At 67.6% G+C, this 21,047-nt stretch carries 24 protein-coding genes; 15 read left to right on the top strand and 9 right to left on the bottom strand.

Annotated elements, in window-relative coordinates:
• The first annotated feature begins 58 nt into the window (after window positions 1–58).
• From ET475_RS17105 to ET475_RS17120, 4 genes are all read left to right on the top strand, one after another.
• Entirely contained in the window at window positions 59–1,363 is a 1,305-nt protein-coding gene (locus ET475_RS17105; protein ID WP_129393100.1) for a 13E12 repeat family protein, read from the top strand.
• Between the two features lie 44 nt (window positions 1,364–1,407).
• On the top strand, window positions 1,408–2,037 hold the full coding sequence (locus tag ET475_RS17110) for an HAD-IA family hydrolase (RefSeq protein WP_242497693.1): 630 nt from the start codon (window positions 1,408–1,410) through the stop codon (window positions 2,035–2,037).
• 125 nt (window positions 2,038–2,162) lie between these two features.
• The gene (locus tag ET475_RS17115) at window positions 2,163–2,642 is read left to right on the top strand and encodes a hypothetical protein (protein WP_129393103.1); all 480 of its coding nucleotides are present in this window, start codon (window positions 2,163–2,165) and stop codon (window positions 2,640–2,642) included.
• Window positions 2,642–2,842, top strand: coding sequence for a helix-turn-helix transcriptional regulator (locus tag ET475_RS17120; RefSeq protein ID WP_129393106.1), 201 nt, complete (start codon window positions 2,642–2,644; stop codon window positions 2,840–2,842). The genes ET475_RS17115 and ET475_RS17120 overlap by 1 nt, the downstream gene beginning before the upstream one ends.
• Window positions 2,843–2,928: 86 nt before the next feature.
• Here the strand turns inward: ET475_RS17120 and ET475_RS17125 are convergent, their stop codons facing one another.
• Window positions 2,929–3,639, bottom strand: a complete 711-nt coding sequence (locus ET475_RS17125; RefSeq protein WP_129393109.1) for a beta-ketoacyl-ACP reductase — start codon at window positions 3,637–3,639, stop codon at window positions 2,929–2,931.
• Window positions 3,640–3,723: 84 nt separating this feature from the next.
• Between ET475_RS17125 and ET475_RS17130 the strand changes: the two genes are divergently transcribed.
• Genes ET475_RS17130 through ET475_RS17140 form a run of 3 tightly spaced genes read left to right on the top strand, consistent with a single transcriptional unit; the run spans window position 3,724 to window position 5,248 of the window.
• Window positions 3,724–4,119, top strand: a complete 396-nt coding sequence (locus ET475_RS17130) for a DUF3099 domain-containing protein (RefSeq protein WP_129393113.1) — start codon at window positions 3,724–3,726, stop codon at window positions 4,117–4,119.
• On the top strand, window positions 4,116–4,331 hold the full coding sequence (locus tag ET475_RS17135) for a hypothetical protein (protein WP_129393116.1): 216 nt from the start codon (window positions 4,116–4,118) through the stop codon (window positions 4,329–4,331). Before ET475_RS17130 ends, ET475_RS17135 begins: the two co-directional genes overlap by 4 nt.
• Window positions 4,328–5,248, top strand: a complete 921-nt coding sequence (locus ET475_RS17140; RefSeq protein ID WP_129393119.1) for an SURF1 family cytochrome oxidase biogenesis protein — start codon at window positions 4,328–4,330, stop codon at window positions 5,246–5,248. The genes ET475_RS17135 and ET475_RS17140 overlap by 4 nt, the downstream gene beginning before the upstream one ends.
• Window positions 5,249–5,251: 3 nt before the next feature.
• On the opposite strand, the gene abc-f is transcribed toward ET475_RS17140, so the two are convergent.
• A complete protein-coding gene (abc-f, locus tag ET475_RS17145) occupies window positions 5,252–6,850 on the bottom strand; it encodes a ribosomal protection-like ABC-F family protein (protein ID WP_129393122.1) in 1,599 nt (532 codons plus the stop codon).
• A 147-nt stretch (window positions 6,851–6,997) separates the two neighbouring features.
• Here abc-f and ET475_RS17150 point away from each other — a divergent pair, with 147 nt between their 5' ends.
• The 7 genes from ET475_RS17150 (at window position 6,998) to ET475_RS17175 (ending at window position 13,578) form a co-directional block, all read left to right on the top strand.
• The gene (locus ET475_RS17150) at window positions 6,998–7,654 is read left to right on the top strand and encodes a DedA family protein (RefSeq protein ID WP_129393126.1); all 657 of its coding nucleotides are present in this window, start codon (window positions 6,998–7,000) and stop codon (window positions 7,652–7,654) included.
• Window positions 7,651–8,868 (top strand): sensor histidine kinase, encoded by a 1,218-nt coding sequence (locus ET475_RS17155; RefSeq protein ID WP_242497694.1) that lies wholly within the window; start codon window positions 7,651–7,653, stop codon window positions 8,866–8,868. The genes ET475_RS17150 and ET475_RS17155 overlap by 4 nt, the downstream gene beginning before the upstream one ends.
• The gene (locus ET475_RS17160) at window positions 8,865–9,536 is read left to right on the top strand and encodes a response regulator (RefSeq protein ID WP_129393132.1); all 672 of its coding nucleotides are present in this window, start codon (window positions 8,865–8,867) and stop codon (window positions 9,534–9,536) included. Before ET475_RS17155 ends, ET475_RS17160 begins: the two co-directional genes overlap by 4 nt.
• 85 nt (window positions 9,537–9,621) lie before the next feature.
• Window positions 9,622–10,662: an iron-siderophore ABC transporter substrate-binding protein gene (locus ET475_RS17165; protein WP_242497695.1), complete on the top strand. Its 1,041-nt coding sequence runs from the start codon at window positions 9,622–9,624 to the stop codon at window positions 10,660–10,662.
• Window positions 10,659–11,702 carry a FecCD family ABC transporter permease gene (locus ET475_RS18020; RefSeq protein WP_207205376.1) on the top strand — a complete coding sequence of 348 codons (1,044 nt, stop codon included), beginning with the start codon at window positions 10,659–10,661 and terminating at the stop codon, window positions 11,700–11,702. Before ET475_RS17165 ends, ET475_RS18020 begins: the two co-directional genes overlap by 4 nt.
• Complete coding sequence (locus tag ET475_RS18025) at window positions 11,699–12,748, top strand: FecCD family ABC transporter permease (RefSeq protein ID WP_207205377.1); 1,050 nt, start codon at window positions 11,699–11,701, stop codon at window positions 12,746–12,748. The genes ET475_RS18020 and ET475_RS18025 overlap by 4 nt, the downstream gene beginning before the upstream one ends.
• Complete coding sequence (locus ET475_RS17175) at window positions 12,745–13,578, top strand: ABC transporter ATP-binding protein (RefSeq protein WP_129393138.1); 834 nt, start codon at window positions 12,745–12,747, stop codon at window positions 13,576–13,578. Before ET475_RS18025 ends, ET475_RS17175 begins: the two co-directional genes overlap by 4 nt.
• An 11-nt stretch (window positions 13,579–13,589) precedes the next feature.
• Here ET475_RS17175 and ET475_RS17180 read toward each other — a convergent pair whose 3' ends face one another.
• Genes ET475_RS17180 through sufB form a run of 7 tightly spaced genes read right to left on the bottom strand, consistent with a single transcriptional unit; the run spans window position 13,590 to window position 19,804 of the window.
• The gene (locus tag ET475_RS17180; RefSeq protein ID WP_129393141.1) at window positions 13,590–14,513 is read right to left on the bottom strand and encodes a siderophore-interacting protein; all 924 of its coding nucleotides are present in this window, start codon (window positions 14,511–14,513) and stop codon (window positions 13,590–13,592) included.
• 25 nt (window positions 14,514–14,538) lie between these two features.
• The gene (locus ET475_RS17185; RefSeq protein WP_129393145.1) at window positions 14,539–15,699 is read right to left on the bottom strand and encodes a MalY/PatB family protein; all 1,161 of its coding nucleotides are present in this window, start codon (window positions 15,697–15,699) and stop codon (window positions 14,539–14,541) included.
• A gap of 44 nt (window positions 15,700–15,743) precedes the next feature.
• Window positions 15,744–16,073, bottom strand: a complete 330-nt coding sequence (locus ET475_RS17190; RefSeq protein WP_129393148.1) for a metal-sulfur cluster assembly factor — start codon at window positions 16,071–16,073, stop codon at window positions 15,744–15,746.
• 9 nt (window positions 16,074–16,082) lie between these two features.
• Window positions 16,083–16,865 carry a Fe-S cluster assembly ATPase SufC gene (gene sufC, locus ET475_RS17195; RefSeq protein WP_129393151.1) on the bottom strand — a complete coding sequence of 261 codons (783 nt, stop codon included), beginning with the start codon at window positions 16,863–16,865 and terminating at the stop codon, window positions 16,083–16,085.
• On the bottom strand, window positions 16,866–17,192 hold the full coding sequence (locus tag ET475_RS17200; protein ID WP_129393154.1) for a non-heme iron oxygenase ferredoxin subunit: 327 nt from the start codon (window positions 17,190–17,192) through the stop codon (window positions 16,866–16,868).
• Window positions 17,189–18,385, bottom strand: coding sequence for a Fe-S cluster assembly protein SufD (sufD, locus tag ET475_RS17205; protein ID WP_129393158.1), 1,197 nt, complete (start codon window positions 18,383–18,385; stop codon window positions 17,189–17,191). The genes ET475_RS17200 and sufD overlap by 4 nt, the downstream gene beginning before the upstream one ends.
• Window positions 18,386–19,804 (bottom strand): Fe-S cluster assembly protein SufB, encoded by a 1,419-nt coding sequence (gene sufB / locus ET475_RS17210; RefSeq protein ID WP_129393160.1) that lies wholly within the window; start codon window positions 19,802–19,804, stop codon window positions 18,386–18,388.
• A gap of 226 nt (window positions 19,805–20,030) precedes the next feature.
• On the opposite strand from sufB, the gene ET475_RS17215 reads away from it, so the two are divergent.
• Window positions 20,031–20,993, top strand: coding sequence for a COX15/CtaA family protein (locus tag ET475_RS17215; protein WP_242497696.1), 963 nt, complete (start codon window positions 20,031–20,033; stop codon window positions 20,991–20,993).
• The last annotated feature ends 54 nt before the right edge of the window (window positions 20,994–21,047 follow it).

A 21,047-nucleotide genomic window follows, 5' to 3' on the forward strand; every position in this document is an offset into this window, starting at 1 on the left:
TTGGTTTTTATGAGGTACTTCTCCTCATAGTATCGAAGCTTAGTGCTATTATAGGGCCATGGACGCAGACGTTTTCGAGTCGGCTCGAGAGCCGGTTGATGACGTCTTCGTGCTGCGGTCGATGTTCGAGTCTGCCGAGGCCGATCAGTACGCGGCCAACCGCGCTGCGGCACGGCGAGCCGAGCAGCTCGCCGACATCCTCGATTTCGCGCGAGGGAACCCCGGCGTCTACGTCGATGACGGCATCCCCGGCCCATCGGTGCGCGAAGAGATCGAGCTTGCCGAGCGATGCGCGGCCGTGGAGGCTGCGTCGCGGATGTGCCTGTCAGAGACCGAAGTTCACGCGCTGGCCGAGGCCGCCCGCACCGGTCGATCGCGACTTCCGGGGCTGTGGCATCACGTGCGAGAGGGTTTTGCGACCCCCGCGCATGTGCAGGCCGCCGGCGCGCATCTGGCCGGGATGACATCGCGGGCCGAGCTGCTCACCGAGTATGACCGGGAGCTGTCCGATCTCGCGTTGCGGGTGAGCCTTGCGGTGTTCCGCCGCAAGGCGAAAGACATCGCGCACAGGCTCACCGGCGCCACCAACGCCGAGAAGCATGCGCAAGCGCTGAAGGAGCGCAAGGTGGTCGTCACCGACCTGCCTGATGACGTGTCGTGGTTCGGCGTGCTGATGCCCACGTGGAAAGCCCACGCCGCTTTCCGCAGGCTCACCTCCACCGCGAAGCACCATGCCAAAGACAAGCGGGAGGATCGCACGCGGCATCAGCTGCGCGCAGATCTGGCCACGGCGCTGCTGCTCGGGGTGGGCACCGAGCAGATGGTGCAGACGAAAGTATTCGTCACGATCCCGCTCGATCGCCTCGCACCCGATGCCCGCGTGTCGGTGCGCCCGCATGCACCCGGCACGACCGGCCTCGATCTCAATCAGGAGGCGCTGGTGCCGGGCGACGGACCCCTCGATGACGCCACAGCGCGACAGATCCTGTGTGACGCCGGAGCATTCACCCGGGTGATCACCGACCCCATCACGGGAGTGATCCTCGACATAGACCGCCGTTCCCGGCGCGCCACCGACGCCCAGCGCGCGTGGTTGGCGCTGCAGCACGGCACCTGCCTGCGCGACGGATGCGATCGGCTCGCTCTCGATGCCGACATCGATCACTGGTGTCAGTTCCACGGTCCGAAACGCGGTCCGACGAACATCGCCAATCTCGATCCCCTCTGCGATCCCGACCACGTCATCAAAGACTTCACCAAGGTCAGACATCGCCGGCGACGAGATCGCAGCATCGAACTTGAATTCCCCACCGGGCACCGCACCGCAGCGGCGAACCCACTTCCGGATGACCCGCCGTTCTGAGCGTGCCCTGAGCGCCGGCACCGACGAAGCGATACGGTGACCGGATGACATCGAAGCCCTGGATTCTGTTCGACATCGGCGGCGTGCTGGAGCTCGCCGATGACGGCGTGTGGCAGAAGCGCTTCTCGCAGAGTCTGCGTGCGCGCTCAGGACTGGACGACGAGACGTTCGGTGCGCGCGTCGATGCCGCCGATCTCCCCCGCGCCGACATCGAGTCGGGTGTGGAGTCCGAGTACTGGCGCCGCCTCGGCGACGCGCTTGGCTTCGATGACGACACCAGAGCCGCCGTCTCTGCCGAATTCTGGGACTCATACTGCGGAGTGGCGAACGCAGAGCTCCAGGCCTATGCGAGAGCCCTTCCCGTGCACGTCGGACGTGCGGCCCTGTCCAACTCGATGGACGGCGCGCGGGAACAGGAAGAGCGCCGCTTCGGGTACTCCCGCCTCGTGAACCCGATCTGCTACAGCCACGAGATCGGTGCGGCCAAGCCCGATCCCACTGCGTACGCTGCTGCGCTGTCGGCGATGGACGCCGATGCGAGCGATGTCCTGTTCATCGACGATCATCAGGTCTCGATCGACGGAGCTGCGGCCGCCGGTATCCGCGGCATCCTGCACAGCGACAACGCGACCACCATTGCGGCGATCGAGAGCTTCCTCGCGACGCGCTCTTAGCCTCGATCCACCTCGCAGGTGCAGGCGATGTCGCCTCGAGCGGACATGTAAACTAAACTTGACTGTAAAGCTAGCTTTACATATGTTGGTGGGCAAGAGCTTCGAGCCGCAGAAAGGCACAACCCATGTCTGAACACACCAGCAACGGCCACCCCGCTCGCACCGGCAGTTCGGTGCAACGCGTTCTGCTCATCGTCCTTGCGGCGGCTGTCGGGGCGGGAGTATTCGGAGTGACGGCGTGGCCGATCGGGTTGCGGGATGACGACCCTTCGGCGGTCGGTCCGACGATCGCGGCGTTCAGTGTGCTGTGGTCTGCACTGATCGGCGGTGCGATGGCGGCGACATTGGCCTGGGCGATCCTCATCGGCCGGCACTCGCCACACACGCAGCGAGCCAATTCAAGAGACTCCATCGAGCGGAGCCAATCGGAACGAGCCCGGGCGGGTGCATTCACGGATGTTCTCTTCGTTGCCGCTGGCGGCCTGCTGCTCGTGTCACTGCTTCGGGTTGACGCGTCAGCACTACTGGCGCTCTCACTGTTGATGGCGGTCGGGCTGCTCGACTTCTCGGTGCGGTACTGGGTGCTGAAGCACCGGGAGTCCTGATGCGCAACGATCTGCGTGAGCGTCGCGCGGCGGCCGGCCTCTCCCAGGAGCGCCTAGCAGACCTCGTCGGCGTCTCGCGGCAGACCATCATCTCTATCGAGCGAGACCGGTTCGATCCCAGCCTTGATCTTGCGTTCCGCATCGCTGCAACGTTCGACGTGCGGATCGAGGAGGTCTTCTTTCCCTCGCCCGCCGCGTAGCCGGGGCCTCATGTTGAGCAGGCAGCCGCCCACCACGCTCCTGCCGCGGTGTCTGCGGTGTTCGATGACCCGAATCTCGTCGAGGCTTAGTGCCCCATCCCCAGCCCGCCGTCGACGGGGATGACGGCGCCGGAGATGTAGGCCGCGTCGTCCGATGCCAGCCAGGCCACGACGCCGGCGACCTCGTCGGCCGACGCGTACCGGCCCACCGGAATCGCCTTCTTGTACTCGGCCTTCTTCTCCTCGGGGAGTTCGGCGGTCATCTCGGTTTCGATGAAGCCGGGCGCAACCACATTGGCCGTGATTCCGCGGCCGCCGAGCTCACGGGTCAGCGACCGGGCGAATCCCACCAATCCGGCCTTCGAGCTCGCGTAGTTGATCTGGCCGGCCGATCCGTAGAGCCCGACCACCGAGGAAATGAGGATGACCCGGCCCCAGCGGGCCTTCAGCATGCCCTTGGATGCGCGCTTGACGACGCGGAAGGTCCCGCCCAGGTTGGTGTCGACGACCGAATCGAAGTCGTCTTCGCTCATGCGCAGAAGCAGGGTGTCCTTCGTGATCCCGGCATTGGCGACGACGACGGTGATCGGCCCGAGCTGCTGCTCGACCTCGGTGAATGCGGCGTCGACGGATGCGGCATCCGTCACGTCGGCCCGCACCGTCAGGGTGCCCTCGGGCCCTTCGCCACTGCGAGCGGTCACGGCCACCCGGTATCCTGCAGCGACGAAGCGGGCGGCGATGGCGCGGCCGATGCCCCGATTGCCGCCGGTGACCAGAACGACGCGGTCGTCGGACATGAAGAACCTCCGAGTATCGGGAGTGGATGCTCGCCCCAGCCTAGCGGCGACGATCGATGTCACCCGGCGTAGGCTGGGACGACAGTGAAGACTTCTGCTCACCCCCAATCCGCCACGTCATTGCCGCGCGCTCCCCGTGACGAGGTGACGTCGCGCTCGGCGCGATACCTCATCATGATGGCGGTGCGTGTGCTGTGCTTCATTCTCATGGTGTTCGTGCAGCCGTTCGGGTGGTGGACATGGATCTTCGGCGCCGGAGCCATCTTTCTGCCCTACATCGCCGTGGTGCTGGCCAATGTCGGCGAGGAGGGCAAGACGATCGACGCGGTGGCTCCCGGTCATGAGCTCGACGCCCACGCGACGACGCGCCCCACGCACGCCGATGAGGTGATCACGGTCCGCGAGACACGCGAGACACGCGAGGCCGATGAGCCCCGGCAAGGTCCGGAGGCCGCGCCGTCCAAGGACGACACGCCGTGAGCGAAGCACCCGTCTGCTCGCGCGCCGGATGCCACACCCCCGCCACGATGCAGGTGGTGTGGCGCAATCCGCGTATTCATGCCCCCGATCGCCGCAAGATCTGGCTGGCGTGCTATGAGCACGCCGGCTATCTGCGTGATTACCTCGCCGCCCGCGCGTTCCCGGTCGCGGTCGAGCCGTTCCCCACCGACGACGCCCAGGAGCTTCGATGAGCCGACGACAGTCCGCGCCGGCCGCGGTGCGCTGGACCGCCTACATCGGCGTGGCGATAGTGTTCGCCATCGCCTGCGCATTCCTCTCGCACTGGCAGCTCAGCAAGAACGCCGATCGTACGGCGCAGCTGGCCATCATCGATGAGAACTACAACGCAGCACCGGTGGCGCTGGATGAGCTGCTCTCGCCCGGTGACACGCTGCCGGCCGGCCTGAAATGGCGGCAGGTGCGCATGACCGGCACGTATCTGACCGATCAGCAGCTGCTCGTGCGCAACCGCGTGCACGAGGGCACCGCCGCCTACGAGATCATCGTGCCGTTGCGGCTGGCAGACGGCCGGATCTTTCTGGTGAACCGCGGATGGGAACCGCCAGGCAACCGGCAGTCGACGCCCGACACCGTATCGGATGCCCCGACGGGCCAGGTCGCGGTGGTCGTGCGGCTCGTGCCCGGCGAGAAGCTGCCTGCCTCGGGTCCGAACGCCCCGCAGGGCCAGGTGCCGTCGGTGAACCTGCCCTTGATCGCCGACAAGATCGGCGGTGCCGATGGCGCCGCTCTCGAGCAGGGTGCCTACGGCGAGCTCGTCTCCGAAGACCCGGCGCCGGCCACGATGCCGCAGGCGTTCGAAGTGCCGTCGGCAGATCCCGGTCCCTACCTCTCCTACGGCATCCAGTGGATCATGTTCGCCGTGATGGGGTTCGTCTTCATCTGGTACGTGATCCGCTCCGAGCGTCGTGCCCGCCGTGAGGCCGCCGAAGACGCCGCAGCGGTGGCGGCGCTGGCCGCGAGCGACCCCGAGGCCGCTGCGGCGTTGCAGGCCGAGACATCGGCCCGGCGCATCCGCGAGAAGCGCGCCGCCCGGCGCGACCGCGACTCAGAAGACGAAGACGCGCTGTTGGACAATGCGTCGCACTGAGTGTTACGCCAGCGTGACCAGGTCGACGTAGTCCCGCCCCCAGATGTCTTCGACACCGTCGGGGAGGATGAGAACCCGCTCGGGGTTCAGCGCCTCAACGGCGCCCTCATCGTGCGAGACCAGCACGACGGCCCCTTCGTAGTGCGCAAGAGCACCGAGGATCTCCTCGCGCGAGGCGGGGTCGAGGTTGTTCGTGGGCTCGTCCAGCAGCAGCATGTTCGCACTGGAGACGACGAGGGTGGCCAGCGAGAGCCTCGTCTTCTCCCCGCCGGAGAGCACACCGGCCGGCTTCAAGACGTCATCGCCGGTGAACAGGAACGACCCGAGCACCTTGCGCGCTTCGGTCGCCGAGATGTCGGGAGCCGCCGACATCATGTTCTCAAGCACCGTGCGGTGCACGTCGAGGTTCTCGTGTTCCTGCGCGTAATAGCCGATCTTCAGGCCGTGCCCGGGTTCGAGCTGGCCCGTATCGGGCTGGTCGACCCCGGCGAGAATGCGCAGCAGGGTGGTCTTGCCGGCGCCGTTGAGCCCCAGCACGACCACCTTCGACCCGCGGTCGATCGCGAGATCGACGTCGGTGAAGATCTCCAGCGACCCGTATGACTTCGACAGGCCCGAGGCCATCAGCGGCGTCTTGCCGCACGGAGCGGGCTTGGGGAACCGCAGCTTGGCGACCCGGTCGACGGCCCGCACCTCTTCGAGCCCGTTCAGCAGCTTCTCGGCGCGTGCCATCATCTGGTGGGCGGCTGCGGCCTTGGTGGCCTTGGCGCCGAACTTCGCGGCCTGCTGCTGCAGCGCCGTCGCCTTCTTCTCGGCGTTGGCGCGCTCCTTCTTGCGGCGTTCCTCATCGGCCACGCGCTGGCGCTGATAATTGCGCCAGTTCATGTTGTAGATGTCGATGACCTGCCGGTTCGCGTCGAGGTAGAAGACTCTGTTGACGGTCTCGCCGACCAGGTCCACGTCGTGGCTGATGACGATGAGCCCGCCCTTGTAGCCCTTCAGGAACTCCCGCAGCCACACGACGCTGTCGGCGTCGAGGTGGTTGGTCGGCTCATCGAGGATCATCGTCTCTGCATCGGAGAAGAGGATGCGGGCGAGCTCGATGCGACGCCGCTGACCGCCCGACAGCGTGCGCAGCGGCTGCTCGAGGATGCGGTCGGGCAGCGACAGGTTGTGGGCGATCGAGGCGGCTTCGGCCTCGGCCGCATATCCGCCGAGGGCCTCGAACCGCTCCGTGAGATTCGCGTACCTGCGCATCGCGCGGGCAGCGGCATCCGCATCATCGGAGGCCATGTTCTCGGATGCCTCACGCATGCCCAGTTGCAGCGAGCCGAGTCCGCGCGCATCGAGGATGCGGGTGCGGGCGAGCATGTCGGGGTCTCCCGAGCGGGGATCCTGCGGCAGGTAGCCGAGCTCGCCGGAGCGGTCGACCGTGCCCTCGGCGGGCAGCACATCGCCGGCGAGCACTTTGGTCAGCGTGGTCTTTCCGGCCCCGTTGCGCCCGACCAGGCCGATCTTGTCGCCGGCGGCGACGCGGAACGAGACATCCGCCATAAGGGTGCGCGCGCCCACGCGAATCTCGAGGTCGTGCACGGCAAGCACAGCGAAACATCCGTTCTGTCGGGGGTGGGCGGCCGAATGGCCAGCCACTCAGTATACGGGCCCGTGCCGAAAGACCCCTCCACGGTATGACGGTGCCGATACTCCAGAGGGATGTGCCGCTGGGCGCCGGCTTCGTAGCGTTCCCACGTGGACCTGATAAACGCCTTCATCCTCACCGCTGCCTCCTCTGGCTGGGTGCTCCTGGTCATGTTCGCCGTCGCGGCGATCGACGCCGTGTTCCCGCCCATCCCGAGCGAGACCGTGCTGGTCGCCGCCGCGGCGGCGGCCGCGGCGTCCGGCGCGCTTGCGACAGTGCCGCTGCTGTGCGTGGCCGCCGCCCTCGGCGCGGTCCTCGGCGACAATCTCGCCTACGCGCTGGGCCGGTCCTTGGGTACGGAGCGCTTCGCATGGATGCGCCGCCCGCGCGTCGCCGCCGCGTTCGGGCGCGCTCGAACTTCGTTGTCGCGCGGCGGTGCCGCCCTCATCATCGGCGCGCGGTACGTCCCGGTCGGCCGGGTCGCGGTGGCCGCCTCGGCCGGCGCCCTCGGATATCCGTGGCGTCGCTTTGTGTCCCTGACCGCCGTCGCCGCGGCTCTGTGGGCACTGTACGGCGCCGGCATCGGCATCCTCGCCGGCAACTGGCTCGGCGACCAGCCGCTGCTGGCGGCTGCCATCGGCGTGGGCGTGGCACTGGTCATCGGGGTCGGCATCGACCGTGTCGCCGCTGCCCGCCGACGCCGCCGCGCGGCGGACGCCCCGTCCGCGGCGGCCGAGACCACCGAGATGGCCGAGGTGGCAGGATGAAGCGCATGCGCGCGAAGCCCTGGCGTTGGGTCCCCCACTGGATGCGGGACCGCCGCACGATGAGCTACATCGGCTTGGGCGCTGTCGCCGTCGCCCTGTACGCCGTGCTCGTGCCGCTGCAGGTCTCGCTCTACAGCGCGAACGTTCCCGTCACGATGCTGCTGGGCGCCCTGGCCGTGGGTGCTCCCCTCATTGCCGTGCGCCGGCCGACACTGGCAATAGCGCTGTTCACGGCATCCGCCGTGCTGATCCCTCTCATGGTCACGCGTGAGCATGCCGTGACAGCGCCCTGGCCATGGTCGGTCGCCATGATCATCGCCTTCGTCGTGTGCCTTGTCGTGGTCACCATCGCACACGGCTGGCGACGCGGTCTCGCCCTCTTCGTCCTCGGCAACGCGGCCGGCGTCCTGCCGGTCGCCATGCTCCCATCAGTCTCCAGCGGAAACGTCCTCATCGTCACCGGGGCCGTCTCTGCAGCGTTCCTGCTGGTGTCGGTGCTTTTGGCCGGCCGGCTGCGCCTGGGCCAAGAACTGAGCAGCCAACGTGCCCTCACGGCCGCCGAGCAGGCTCGGCGCGAGCTCGTCGAGGAACGCACCCGCATCGCACGCGAGCTTCACGACGTCGTCGCGCACAGCATGTCGCTCATCCAGGTTCAGGCATCCACGGCACGGTATCGGGTGCCCGATTTGCCCGCACCGGCGGCCGCCGAGTTCGACGACATTGCAGCGACCGCACGCACGTCGCTCACCGAGATGCGTCGAATCCTCGGTGTGCTGCGCACCGAGGATCAATCCGCGGAACTCGCCCCGCAGCGCGGGGTCGACGACATCCCCGCCCTCGTCGAGTCCACGCGCCGCGCGGGCGCGACGATCACGCTCGTCCACGACGTGTCGAACGACATCGACCCCGCCACGCAGATTGCGGCCTACCGCATCGTGCAAGAGGCCCTGAGCAACGCCGTCCGGCACGCGGCAGGGGCCCAGATCGCCGTGTCGGTGACCACGGATGCCGCGGATCTGCGCATCCGCGTCCGCAACGAACCGTCCGACCGTGCCCCGGGAGCGCCCGGCGGTCACGGACTGCGGGGCATGAGTGAACGTGCGCAGCTGCTCGGCGGTAACGTGGAGGCCCATGCCGATTCGGACGGCGGCTGGAGTGTCGTCGCCCGACTTCCGCAGCATCCGCCCGCAGAGCCCATGGAGGCCACTCGGTGAGCATCGACGTCCTTGTCGCCGACGACCAGCCGATCGTGCGGGCGGGCTTTGCGGCGTTGCTCGACGCCCACGACGGCATCACCGTCGTCGGGCAGGCCGCCACCGGACAGGAAGCCGTCTCGTTGTCGGCGCGCGTGGATCCCGACGTGATCCTGATGGACGTGCGCATGCCCGAACTCGACGGCATCGAGGCCACGCGCCGCATCCTCGGCCCCGATTACCCGGCCGCCAAGGTGCCACGCATCATCATGCTCACGACCTTCGACATCGACGACTATGTGTACGACGCCCTCCAGGCCGGTGCGAGCGGATTCCTTCTGAAGGACGCCCTTCCCGAAGAGCTCGTGACCGCGGTGCGGGTGGTGGCGTCCGGCGACGCGCTTCTGGCGCCGCGGGTCACGCGCCGGCTCATCGCACAGTTCGCGACGCAGAAGCCGCGGACCACGCGTGCCTCCACCGCGCTGAACGATCTCACCGATCGCGAGCGCGAAGTGTTACAGCTGATCGGCGAAGGCCGCTCGAACACCGAGATTGCGGCGGAGCTGTTCATCGCCGAGCAGACCGTGAAGACGCATGTCGGCAAAGTTCTCGGCAAGATCGGCGCACGAGATCGCGTGCAGGCGGTCATCTTCGCCTACGACACCGGCCTGGTCGAGCCTGCCTCCTGACACACCACGTCATCGGCGTGGACCCCGCTTCGCGGCGCTGTTAGGCTAGCCTTACCAATCCCCGCCGTGTGAAGGAGATCTTCCTGTGCCCATTCGCCGCGCGCTGACGCTGACCGCCCTGGCTGCCGTCACCGCCTCATCGCTCCTCCTGGCCGGCTGCGCGAGCAGCGCCGACACCCCCGGCGATGACGCGCGGGCCGTGGCATCCGATGGATTCCCCGTGACGATCTCGAATGTCTACGGCCAGACCACCATCGAGTCGAAACCCGAACGCGTCGTCGCGACCGACTGGGGCAACAACGAAGCAGCGCTCGCGCTGGGAGTCGTTCCGGTTGCGATGCCCAAGGTCACGTACGGCGATGAGGACGGTGACGGCCTGCTCCCGTGGGTCAAGGACAAGCTCGCCGAGCTGGGCGCGGACACCCCCACGCTTCTGGATGAGACCGACGGATACGACTACGAGGCCATCGCCGACGCGAAGCCCGATGTCATCCTCGCCGCGACCAGCGGCATGACCAAGGAGCAGTACGACACGCTCAGCAAGATCGCACCGGTGGTCACCTACCAGGGGATCCCGTGGGGCACCAGCTGGCAGGACATGACGGTCATCGACGGAACGGCCCTGGGCCTGAAGGACGAGGCCGAAAAGCTCGTCTCGTCGTTGGAGGACCACATCACGCAAGAAGCCGCCAAGTACCCGGCGCTGGCGGGCAAGAAGTTCCTGCACAGCTACATCGATCCCACCGACCTGAGCACCCTGGGTTTCTACACGACCGAAGACGCGCGCACCGCGTACCTGAGCGAACTCGGCCTTGTCCCCTCCGACTACGTCGCGTCGCAGTCGAAGGGTTCCGACCAGTTCTGGCTCACCGCCAGCACCGAGAAGATCGAGAACTTCGAAGACGTGCAGGTGATCGTCGCCTACGGCAGTGAAGACCTGTTGAAGACCCTGCAGTCCGACCCGCTTCTGGGGCGCATCCCCGCCATCGCCGACGGCGCCGTCGCCCTCGTACCCGACAACTCGACGCTGTCATCGGCCGTGGATCCCAGCCCGCTGTCGATCGGCACGAGCTACGGCGACGACTACATCAAGCTCGTGGGTGAGGCAGCCGCAAAGGCGTCATGACCGCGCACGCAGCGACCGACGCCGTTTCCCACACGCTGCCCCGGCGGCGCGTGGGACGGCGTGCACTCTGGCTCGTGGTCCTGCTGGCCGCGCTCGCGCTCGTCGCGGTGGCATCCGTCGCCATCGGCGCACGCGTGGTCGGATGGGACGACATCTGGAACGGCGTGCTCGGCTCGACCGACACCGTCTCCGCGGCATCGGTGAGCAAGCGCATCCCCCGCACGATCCTGGCGATGATCGTGGGCGCCGCCCTCGCGGTGGCCGGGGCCACCCTGCAGGGGTCCATGCGCAATCCGCTCGGCGATCCGCAGCTGCTGGGTGTCACCGGCGGCGCCTCGTTGACGATCGTCATCGGGATCGCCTTCTTCGGGCTCTCCTCAGCGGCCGGATACATCTGGGTGGGGATGCTGGGCGCAGCCGTGGCCGCAGCCTTCGTCTATGCCGTCGGCTCACTCGGACGCGGTGGTCCGACGCCCTTGCGGCTCGCCCTTGCCGGGGCCGTGATCGCGGTGGCCTTCAGCTCACTGGTCAGCGCCATCCTGCTGCCGCGCATCGACGTGATGAGCGTGTTCCGGTTCTGGCAGGTGGGCGGCGTCGGCGGCGCGACGCCGCAGACGATCCTGCAGGTGCTGCCGTTCCTGGTCGCCGGCTTCGTGGTCTGCATGGCCAGTTCACCGTCGCTGAACGCGCTCGCCCTCGGCGACGAACTCGCCGCGGGCTTGGGAACGCGGGTGCGCACGGCGCGTCTTGTCTCGAGCTTGGGCGCCGTCATCCTCTGCGGCGCGGCCACCGCGGTGGCAGGCCCGATCGGATTCGTCGGCCTGGTGGTGCCCCACGTGTGCCGTCTGCTCATCGGCGTCGACCACCGCGCTCTGCTGCCCTTCTCGGCGGTGACCGGTGCCGTCCTGTTGACCGCCGCCGACGTCCTCGGGCGCGTCATCGCGCGCCCCCAAGAGATCGAGGTCGGCATCATCACGGCGGTCCTGGGTGCCCCGTTCTTCATCGCCATCGTGCGCCGCCAGAAGGTGCGGGCGCTGTGAGCACCACGGTCTCGTCCGAGGCCCTGCACCTTGTCGCACGTGGCCGACGCCGCCGGGCACGACGCTGGTGGACGGTCACCGGCGCGCTCCTGGCGGCTGTGGCGGCCGCCTACGCCCTCACGCTCATGTTCGGCGACACCTTCTACTCGCCCGCCGAGGTGTGGGCCGTCATCACCGGCCACCGGGTGCCCGGTGCATCCTTCACCGTCGGCGAGCTGCGCCTGCCGCGGGCCACGACCGGACTTCTGGCCGGGCTGTGCTTCGGCATGGGCGGCGTGGTCTTCCAGACTCTCCTGCGCAATGCACTGGCCAGCCCCGATGTCATCGGCATCACTTCCGGTGCGAGCGCGGCCGCCGTGTTCGGCATCGTCGTGCTGGGCTTGAGCGAGACGGCCGTGTCGTTTCTGGCGACGGCGTCGGCGCTGGTGGCCGCGCTGCTCATCTACCTGCTCGCGTACAAGGACGGCGCCTCGGGTCCCCGCCTCATCCTCATCGGCATCGGCGTGGCGGCGATCTTCGACAGTGTGATCTCGTACATCGTGTCCCGGGCGGCCGAGTGGGATCTGCCGGCGGCCATGCGCTGGCTGACCGGAAGTCTCAACGACGCGTCCTGGGAGCGCGTTCTGCCGCTGGCGCTGGCCATCGTCGTGCTGATGCCCGTGCTGCTGGGCAGTGCGCGCGATCTCGAGCTGCTGCGCCTGGGTGACCACACGGCATCCGCCCTGGGCGTTCCGGTGGAGCGTCGACGGGTGCTGCTGATAGTGACGGCCGTGGGCCTGCTCGCCTTCGCGACCGCCGCGGCAGGTCCGATAGCGTTCGTCGCATTCCTGTCGGGGCCGATAGCGGTGCGCGTCCTCGGCCCCGTCGGGTCGCCGATCCTGCCCGCCGGCCTGGTGGGCGCGCTGCTCGTGCTGGTCGCCGATTTCGCCGGCCAGTACTTCTTCGCCACCCGCCTGCCCGTCGGCGTCATCACGGGAGTGCTCGGTGCGCCGTATCTCGTCTACCTGCTCATTCGCAGCAGCCGATCGCAAGGAACGACGCTATGACCGCGAATCGATCCCTCCACGCGCAGGCCGTGACCCTCGGGTACGGGGACCGCATCATCGTCGACGGGCTCGAGTTGGCCGTGCCGCCGGGACGGATCACCACGATCGTCGGTGCGAACGCCTGTGGCAAATCGACGCTGCTGAAGGCGATGGCGCGACTTCTCGCACCCACATCGGGCTCGGTGCTTCTCGATGGCAAGGCCATCCATCGCCTGCCCACCAAGCAGGTGGCCCGTGTGCTCGGCCTGCTGCCGCAGTCGCCGATCGCCCCCGACGGAATCTCGGTCTCTGATCTTGTCAGTCGCGGGCGGTACCCGCATCAGGGCGCGCTGGCGCGGTGGACGAAAGAGGATGACGCAGCAGTGGCCCGCGCCCTTGAGGCGACGGGGACCACGCACATCGCCGACCGCTCGGTCGATGAGCTCAGCGGCGGCCAGCGCCAGCGCGTCTGGATAGCGATGGCCCTCGCGCAGGAGACCGATGTACTGCTGCTGGACGAGCCCACGACCTTCCTGGACATCAGCCATCAGGTCGATGTGCTCGACCTTCTCACCGACCTGAACCGCGAGCGCGGCACGACGATCGTCATGGTGCTGCACGATCTGAATCTTGCCGCGCGCTATGCCGATCACCTCGTGGCCATGGCAGGCGGCCGCATCCTGGCCTCAGGAACCTCCGACGATGTCCTCACCGAAAGCACGGTGCGCGGCGTGTTCGGACTCGACAGCCGAATCATGCCCGATCCGCTGACCGGACGGCCCATGGTGATTCCGATGGGACGTCATCACACCGTCAGCGAGCCCGGTGACCTCACTGTGCCGTCGGCCTGACGGGCGACCGGCTACTCGATGCGCTCGGACTGACCCCGTCGCCAATACCCCATGAACGCGACTCGCTTGCGATCGACGCCGCACTCCGAGACGAGCAGGCGGCGCAACGTCTTGACCGTGCCGGCCTCGCCCGCCATCCAGGCATAGAACTCGCCGTCGGCGGCTTCCGGGCTGTCCCACAGCAGTTCGCGGTCCACGTCGACATCGGCCAGTTCCTGGCGGTGGCCAGCTGCGGCACGGCTCAGCAGCTGTGCGGATGCCGCAGCCCAGGTCCGCACCGCGGCGATCAATCCCGCCCCGTGCTCGCCGCCCTCGCGCGGAATCCAGGTCAGGCGGGTGCCGGCCGCATGCGACACCGGAAGCACATCGGCGGCCGTGGGTACCTCGAGGAAGGCATCGACGTCGTAGTCGTCACTGAGCGACTCCAGAATCGAGCCGATGGCCGGGGCCGCCGTCTCATCGCCGGCCAGCAGAATGCGTCGTGCGGTGCCCGGGTGCCAGTCGATGCCGCCACGCGAGTGCGGGCTGCGCTCGTCGGGCCCCACGACGATGAGCTCCTGCCCGGCAGCGGCGGACTCGGCCCACGCACCGGCGGGCCCGGCGCCGGGATGCACCACGAAGTCGATGTCGAGTTCTCCGGGTACTATCCGTCGCACGGTGTAGGTGCGAAAGAGGTTGCGTTGCGCGTTCGGCAGCGCCCGCCAGCGGTCGTACCAGTCCCCCGCGCCATCGTGCTGGCCGATGTCGGTGAAGCTCCCATCGGCGTGCGGCAGGATCACCTTGATGCGCTGATCAAGACCCGCGGTGCCGAAATGCTCGAAGTCGGCACCGGTGAAGGTCACCCGAACGAAGTGGGGACTCAGCCGCACAACGCGCACGACCTGAGCGAGATACGGGCGGTAGGGGGCGCGGACTACTTCTGCGGTATCAGGCATGCTCTTAGGCTAGCCTAACCAATGCTCATCGGGCGAGGAGCGTTCCGATCCGTTGCACGGCCTCAGTGAGAACCTCGGGCGCGCAACCGATGTTGATGCGCACATGGCCGGCGCCCTCGGCGCCGAACTTCGGGCCGAAGTGCAACGCGACCTTCGCGTCGCGCAGGATCTTCACGGCCGGGTTGGCGCCCCACCCCAGCTCGGACAGATCCACCCAGGCCAGATATCCCGCGTCGGGAATCTCGTAGCGAGCCCCGGGCACATGCGCGGCCAGAAGATCAGCCAGCAGCCGCCGGTTGTGATCGAGGGTCGCCAACAGCGCGTCGAGCCAGGCGTCGCTGGCCGGATCGAAGGCAGCCACGCCGGCCAGGGCGCCGAACAGGCCGGTGCGCCATTCCACCTCGTCGGGCAGCGCGTCCACAACCGCGGTGGTCGCGTCAGAGGCCGTCACCATCAGCGCACACTTCAGACCCGCGAGGTTGAAGGCCTTGCTGGCACTGGTGACGGCGAAGCCGACGCGGGCCGCGGCATCCGAAGCCGCCAGAAACGGCGTGAACTCCGCCGGTGCATGCGTGAGGGGCGCATGGATCTCGTCGCTGACCACCCGGGCACCGTGCCTCTCGGCGATCTCGGCCAGCGCCGCCAGGCTCTCCTGCGCGTGTGTGGTGCCGGTCGGGTTGTGCGGATTGCACAGCAGCACCACGCGAGCACCGTCGGCCAGCGCCGCCTCGATGCCGGCCAGGTCGAGCTCCCAGCGGCCGTCCACGTGCGTCAGCGGAACACGCTCGACGACTCCCCCGGCCTCGGGCACGCAGTCATAGAACGGCGGGTACACCGGAGGGGTGACCACGACCCGGTCGCCGGGCTCGATGATGGCGCGCACGATCTCGGTCACGCCCATCATGACATCGCACGTCGAGCGCACCCGCCGTGGTTCGACATCCCATCCGAAGCGCCGACGCGCGAACGCCACGAAGGCTGAACGGATGCCGGGGTCCGGTGGCGTGTACCCCGTGTCGCCGAGCTCGACGGCCCGCTCCAGTCGCTGCGTGATCGCCGGCGCGAGCGGAAAGTCGGTCTCGGCGACGAACAGCGGCAGGACGTCTTCGGGGTACGTCCGCCACTTCGTGCTCGAACGTTGGCGCAGTTGATCGACAGGCAGGGCTTGCAACGGGGTGACACTCACCCTTCGACCCTAACGGCCACCCGGGCCGCGGCATCCCGCTCGTGTCAAATGGCGAAACCGAGCGCGCGCATCATGTCGCGGCCGTCGTCGGTGATCTTCTCCGGACCCCACGGCGGCATCCACACCCAGTTGATGCGGAACCGGTCCACGACATCGTCGAGCGCCTGCGCCGTCTGCTCTTCGAGCACGTCGGTCAACGGGCATCCCGCCGACGTCAAGGTCATGTGGATGACCAAAGCATCGTTCTCGTCATCCCACGCGAGGTCGTAGATGAGCCCCAGGTCGACGACGTTGACCCCCAGCTCGGGGTCCATGACGTCTTTGAGCGCTTCGATGACGTCGTCATACTTCTCGGGTGTCAGCGTCGCGGCCATGGCAGAAGTCTACGCGTCGATCTCGACGGTGGGCTCGGGCTCACCCTCGAGATAGCGGTCGTACCCTTCCTCCTCAAGCCGGTCGGCCAGCTCGGGGCCGCCCTCTTCGGCGACGCGACCCTTGACGAGCACGTGCACGAAGTCGGGGTGGATGTAGCGCAGGATGCGGGTGTAGTGCGTGATAAGCAGCACACCGAGGTTGGTGGCAGCCTTGGCCCGGTTGACACCCTCCGAGACGATCTTGAGCGCATCGACGTCCAAGCCCGAGTCGGTCTCGTCGAGGATGGCGAGCTTGGGCTGCAGCAGCTCGAGCTGCAGGATCTCGTGGCGCTTCTTCTCACCGCCCGAGAAGCCCTCGTTGACGTTGCGCTGGGCGAACTTCGCATCCATCCGCAGGTTCTTCATCGCCTGCTTGACGTCTTTGGTCCACGTGCGCACGGCGGGGGCGTCTCCGTCGATGGCGGTCTTGGCGGTGCGCAGGAAGTTCGTGACCGTGACGCCCGGGATCTCCACCGGGTACTGCATGGCCAGGAACAGCCCGGCGCGGGCGCGCTCGTCGACGGTCATGGCGAGCACGTCTTCACCGTCGAGGGTGATCGAACCGCTGGTGACCGTGTACTTCGGGTGACCGGCGATGGTGTAGGCCAGCGTCGACTTACCCGAGCCGTTGGGGCCCATGATGGCGTGCGTCTCGCCGGTGCGGATGGTCAGCGTGACGCCGTTGAGGATGGGGGTGACACCCGCATCCGTCTCCACAGACACGTGCAGGTCGCGGATCTCGAGGACAGACATTCAGATTTCCTTTGTGACGTTCGGGTCGATGAGCACGTCGTCGCCGTCGATCGTGACGGCGTAGACCGGGACGGGCTCATACGCGGGGAGGTTGAGGGGCGCGCCGGTGCGCAGCGAGAAGCGGGAGCCGTGCGCCCAGCACTCGACGGTGTCGTCTTCCACGAACCCCTCGGACAGGGAGATGTTGCCGTGCGTGCAGGTGTCGCCGATCGCGTGCACCTCGCCGGCCGAGTCTTTCACGATGCAGATCGGCACGCCTTCGAGCTCGACGCGCAGCGGGGAGTCCTGCTCGAGCTCGCTGAAAGTGCAGGCCCGCGCGACGCTCATGCCTGAGGCTCCTCACCGAGCTCGCGCTCGATGTCGGCGATGAGTTCGGCTTCCAGCTCGGGCAGGCGCAGCCGCTGCACCAGTTCGCTGAGGAAGCCCAGCACGACCAGCCGGCGGGCCTCTGCCTCGTCGATGCCGCGCGCCTGCAGGTAGAAGAGCTGCTCGTCATCGAAGCGCCCGGTGGCACTGGCGTGGCCGGCCCCGATGATGTCGCCGATCTCGATCTCGAGGTTCGGGATCGAGTCGGCGTGGGCGCCCTCGGTCAGCACCAGGTTGCGGTTGGCTTCGTACGAGTCGGTTCCGAACGCGTCGGGGCCGATGAGCACATCGCCGATCCACACTGTGTGGGCGCCGACACCCTGCAACGCGCTCTTGTACAGCACATCAGCGCTGGTCGACGTGCCCTCGTGGAACACGTACACCTGGTTCTCCAGGTGCTGCCCGGCGTCGCAGAAGCCGATGCCGTAGACGTCGGCGTGGGAGCCGGCGCCGGCCAGGCGCACATTCGGGTTCACCCGAACGACGCCGCCGCCGAAGCTCACGATGAAGTGCCGCAGCGTCGCATCCTTGCCCACCCGCGCCTGGTGTGCCGACAAGTGGATGGCGTCGTCCTGCCACTCCTGCACGGTGACGAGCTTCAGGTGCGCGCCCTCGCCGACGATGATCTCGACGTTCTCGGCGAGTGCGACCGAGCCGCTGTGCCGCAGCACCACGGTGGCCTGCGCATTCGGGAGCGCCTCGATCACGATGTGCTCGTGTGCGACTCCGCCGTTGCCGACGACCCCGATCACGATGGGCTCGTCGGCTTCGCCTTCGACCACCACGTGGCGGGCCTGGGTGGCCTTGACCCAGGCGATCGCCGCGGTCAGGTCTTCGGGCTCGAACGCAGTGCCGCGCGGGGCCTGACCGATGGCGAGGGTGCCGACCGGGGCTCCGCTGACCGTCACTGTGACGGCATCCGGGTCACCGGCATCGGCGTCCAGCAGGGCACCGATGCGGTTCATCGGGGTGTGCTTCCAGTTGACCTCGCGCCCGGTGGGGGCGCCGAAATCGGCGGGGTCGTACGACCGCGGCCGCTCGGAACGGGTCTGGACCGGCACGTCATAGCCGGTCAGCCGTGCCGCCGGGTCGATGTGCGCGTGGGATTGCTCCGTCCGAGCAGTCTGCTCGGACGCTGTCGTCGTGGCCGCCATCTAGCCGACCGATCCTTCCATGCCCATTTCGATGAGCTTGTTCAGTTCCAGTGCGTATTCCATCGGCAGCTCGCGCGCTATCGGCTCGATGAAGCCGCGCACGATCATCGCCATCGCCTCGTCTTCGGGCATGCCCCGCGACTGCAGGTAGAAGAGCTGCTCGGCACTGACCTTGGAGACGGTGGCCTCGTGACCGAGCTCGACGTCGTCGACGCGGATGTCGATGGCCGGGTAGGTGTCGGAGCGCGAAATGGTGTCCACCAGCAGGGCGTCGCATCGCACCGTGTTGGCGGAGTGATGCGCGTTGGGTTCGACACGCACCTCGCCGCGATAGCCGGAGCGGCCGCCGCCGCGGGCGATCGACTTCGAGATGATCGAGGACTGCGTGTAGGGCGCGAGGTGGATCATCTTCGCGCCGGCGTCCTGATGCTGGCCGGGGCCGGCGAAGGCCACCGAGAGCGTCTCGCCCTTGGCGTGCTCACCGGCCAGGTAGATCGACGGGTACTTCATCGTCACCTTGGAGCCGATGTTGCCGTCGACCCATTCCATGGTGGCGCCCTCGTGGGCGATGGCGCGCTTGGTGACGAGGTTGTACACGTTGCTCGACCAGTTCTGGATGGTCGTGTACCGCACGCGGGCGTTCTTCTTCACGACGATCTCCACGACCGCGGAGTGCAGCGAGTCGGACTTGTAGATCGGCGCGGTGCAGCCCTCGATGTAATGCACATACGAGTCTTCATCGGCAATGATCAGCGTCCGCTCGAACTGGCCCATGTTCTCGGTGTTGATGCGGAAGTAGGCCTGCAGCGGGATCTCGACGTGCACACCCTTGGGCACATACACGAACGAGCCGCCCGACCAGACCGCGGTGTTCAGCGCCGCGAACTTGTTGTCACCGGCGGGGATGATGGTGCCGAAGTACTCCTCGAAGAACTCCGGGTGCTCCCGCAGCGCGGTGTCGGTGTCCATGAAGATGACGCCCTGGCTCTCCAGATCCTCACGGATCTGGTGATACACGACCTCGGATTCGTACTGGGCCGCCACACCGGCGACCAGACGCTGCCGCTCGGCCTCGGGGATGCCCAGGCGCTCATAGGTGTTGCGGATGTCTTCGGGCAGGTCTTCCCACGACTCGGCCTGCTTCTCGGTGGAGCGCACGAAGTACTTGATGTTGTCGAAGTCGATCTCCGACAGATCCGCGCCCCACGTCGGCATCGGTTTGCGCTGGAACAGCGCCAGACCCTTCAACCGGTTGCGCAACATCCACTCCGGTTCGTTCTTCATTCCGGAGATGCCGCGCACGACAGCTTCGCTGAGTCCCCGCTGGGCGGTGGCTCCGGCGATGTCGTCATCGTGCCAGCCGAATTCGTACACCCCCAAACCGTCGAGCTCGGGGCGTTCGATCAGAACATCGGACATGACGTCACACACTCTCCTCAATAGACCGCAACGGTGTCATCCGTCCCGACATCCCTGATCCCCTCGGGAGTGCTGAGGGGGAGGATGCCGCTTTCCGGGTCCGCTCTGGCGACGCGCCACGCGCGCCTAGACTGTCAGGGATGCGGGGATCATGAACCGCATCCGACCCCTCGATTCTATAGGCTCCACCTGACATTCGGGTCGGAGCCGCGCAGCCTTCCAGGAGATGAACACCCGCATGTCCGCGAATCAGCCGACAACCAGCACCCCGGGCCTGTGGCGGCGGTTCCTGAACTGGCTGCCCGATCACGTGGATCGTCGCGTCCGTGTCGCGGCCTGGATCTCGCTCGTGCTCGAGATAGCCATCGTCGGCACGGGTGGCGCGGTGCGCCTGACCGACTCGGGACTGGGCTGCGCCTGGCCGCTGTGCACGCCCGACTCGCTGTTCCCCACGGCGCAGCAGAGCTATCACAGTCTCATCGAGTTCGGAAACCGCGGGCTCTCGTTCTTCGTCGGGCTCGCCGCGGTGGCCGTCATCGTGCTCATCTCGCAGTTCCGCAAGCAGCGGCGCGATCTGTGGGCCCTGGCCTGGACGGTGTTCGCCGGCGTGCTGCTGCAGGCCGTGGTCGGCGGCATCCTCGTGCTTTTCGATCTGCGGCCCAACCTGGTCTCGTTCCACTACATCGTCTCCATCGTGCTCGTGGCCGTCGCAGCAGCCTTCATCGCCCGGATGGGGCAGGCGGCGGGGCCCCGCGAGCGCGTCGTCCCCCGCTGGTTCGCGATCCTCACCCACATCAGCTCGTTCGTGCTCGCCCTGACCGTGCTGATCGGCGTGCTCACCACCGGCGCCGGACCGCACTCGGGAGATGCCGAGGTCACCCTGCGCAACGGCTTCGATGCGACGCTGCTCGAACATGTGCACTCGTGGCCGGCCTATACGCTGTTCGCGCTGACCATCGCCCTGGTGATCGGCGCGTCGAGCTTCGCCGCCCAGGCACCGGCAGTGCGCCGCTGGGCGATCGGCCTGCTCGCCGTCGAACTCGTGCAGATAGCTGTGGGGCTCTACCAGGCCCGCAACGACCTGCCGCCGCTGGCCGTGGGCGTGCACATGGTATTGGCCGCAATAGCGGTCGCCACCATGACAGCTATGGTGTTCCAGCTCAAAAGACCCGTCACGGCAGACGCATAGCCCACGCATCGACGCCACGCCGACTGCACTGACATCGTGGGATGCCGCGGCCGC

The organism is Microbacterium protaetiae, from assembly GCF_004135285.1.
Taxonomy (GTDB): domain Bacteria; phylum Actinomycetota; class Actinomycetes; order Actinomycetales; family Microbacteriaceae; genus Microbacterium; species Microbacterium protaetiae.

What these genes read in the sequence shown, in the direction of transcription:
- ET475_RS17190 (WP_129393148.1), bottom strand. Translation starts at nt 16,073, where the DNA reads ATGGCCGCGACGCTGACACCCGAGAAGTATGACGACGTCATCGAAGCG.
- sufB (WP_129393160.1), bottom strand. Translation starts at nt 19,804, where the DNA reads ATGTCCGATGTTCTGATCGAACGCCCCGAGCTCGACGGTTTGGGGGTG.
- ET475_RS18020 (WP_207205376.1), top strand. Translation starts at nt 10,659, where the DNA reads ATGACCGCGCACGCAGCGACCGACGCCGTTTCCCACACGCTGCCCCGG.
- ET475_RS17105 (WP_129393100.1), top strand. Translation starts at nt 59, where the DNA reads ATGGACGCAGACGTTTTCGAGTCGGCTCGAGAGCCGGTTGATGACGTC.
- ET475_RS17215 (WP_242497696.1), top strand. Translation starts at nt 20,031, where the DNA reads ATGAACACCCGCATGTCCGCGAATCAGCCGACAACCAGCACCCCGGGC.
- ET475_RS17125 (WP_129393109.1), bottom strand. Translation starts at nt 3,639, where the DNA reads ATGTCCGACGACCGCGTCGTTCTGGTCACCGGCGGCAATCGGGGCATC.
- ET475_RS17140 (WP_129393119.1), top strand. Translation starts at nt 4,328, where the DNA reads ATGAGCCGACGACAGTCCGCGCCGGCCGCGGTGCGCTGGACCGCCTAC.
- ET475_RS17175 (WP_129393138.1), top strand. Translation starts at nt 12,745, where the DNA reads ATGACCGCGAATCGATCCCTCCACGCGCAGGCCGTGACCCTCGGGTAC.
- sufC (WP_129393151.1), bottom strand. Translation starts at nt 16,865, where the DNA reads ATGTCTGTCCTCGAGATCCGCGACCTGCACGTGTCTGTGGAGACGGAT.
- ET475_RS17115 (WP_129393103.1), top strand. Translation starts at nt 2,163, where the DNA reads ATGTCTGAACACACCAGCAACGGCCACCCCGCTCGCACCGGCAGTTCG.
- ET475_RS17200 (WP_129393154.1), bottom strand. Translation starts at nt 17,192, where the DNA reads ATGAGCGTCGCGCGGGCCTGCACTTTCAGCGAGCTCGAGCAGGACTCC.
- sufD (WP_129393158.1), bottom strand. Translation starts at nt 18,385, where the DNA reads ATGGCGGCCACGACGACAGCGTCCGAGCAGACTGCTCGGACGGAGCAA.
- ET475_RS17120 (WP_129393106.1), top strand. Translation starts at nt 2,642, where the DNA reads ATGCGCAACGATCTGCGTGAGCGTCGCGCGGCGGCCGGCCTCTCCCAG.
- ET475_RS17180 (WP_129393141.1), bottom strand. Translation starts at nt 14,513, where the DNA reads ATGCCTGATACCGCAGAAGTAGTCCGCGCCCCCTACCGCCCGTATCTC.
- ET475_RS17155 (WP_242497694.1), top strand. Translation starts at nt 7,651, where the DNA reads ATGAAGCGCATGCGCGCGAAGCCCTGGCGTTGGGTCCCCCACTGGATG.
- ET475_RS17110 (WP_242497693.1), top strand. Translation starts at nt 1,408, where the DNA reads ATGACATCGAAGCCCTGGATTCTGTTCGACATCGGCGGCGTGCTGGAG.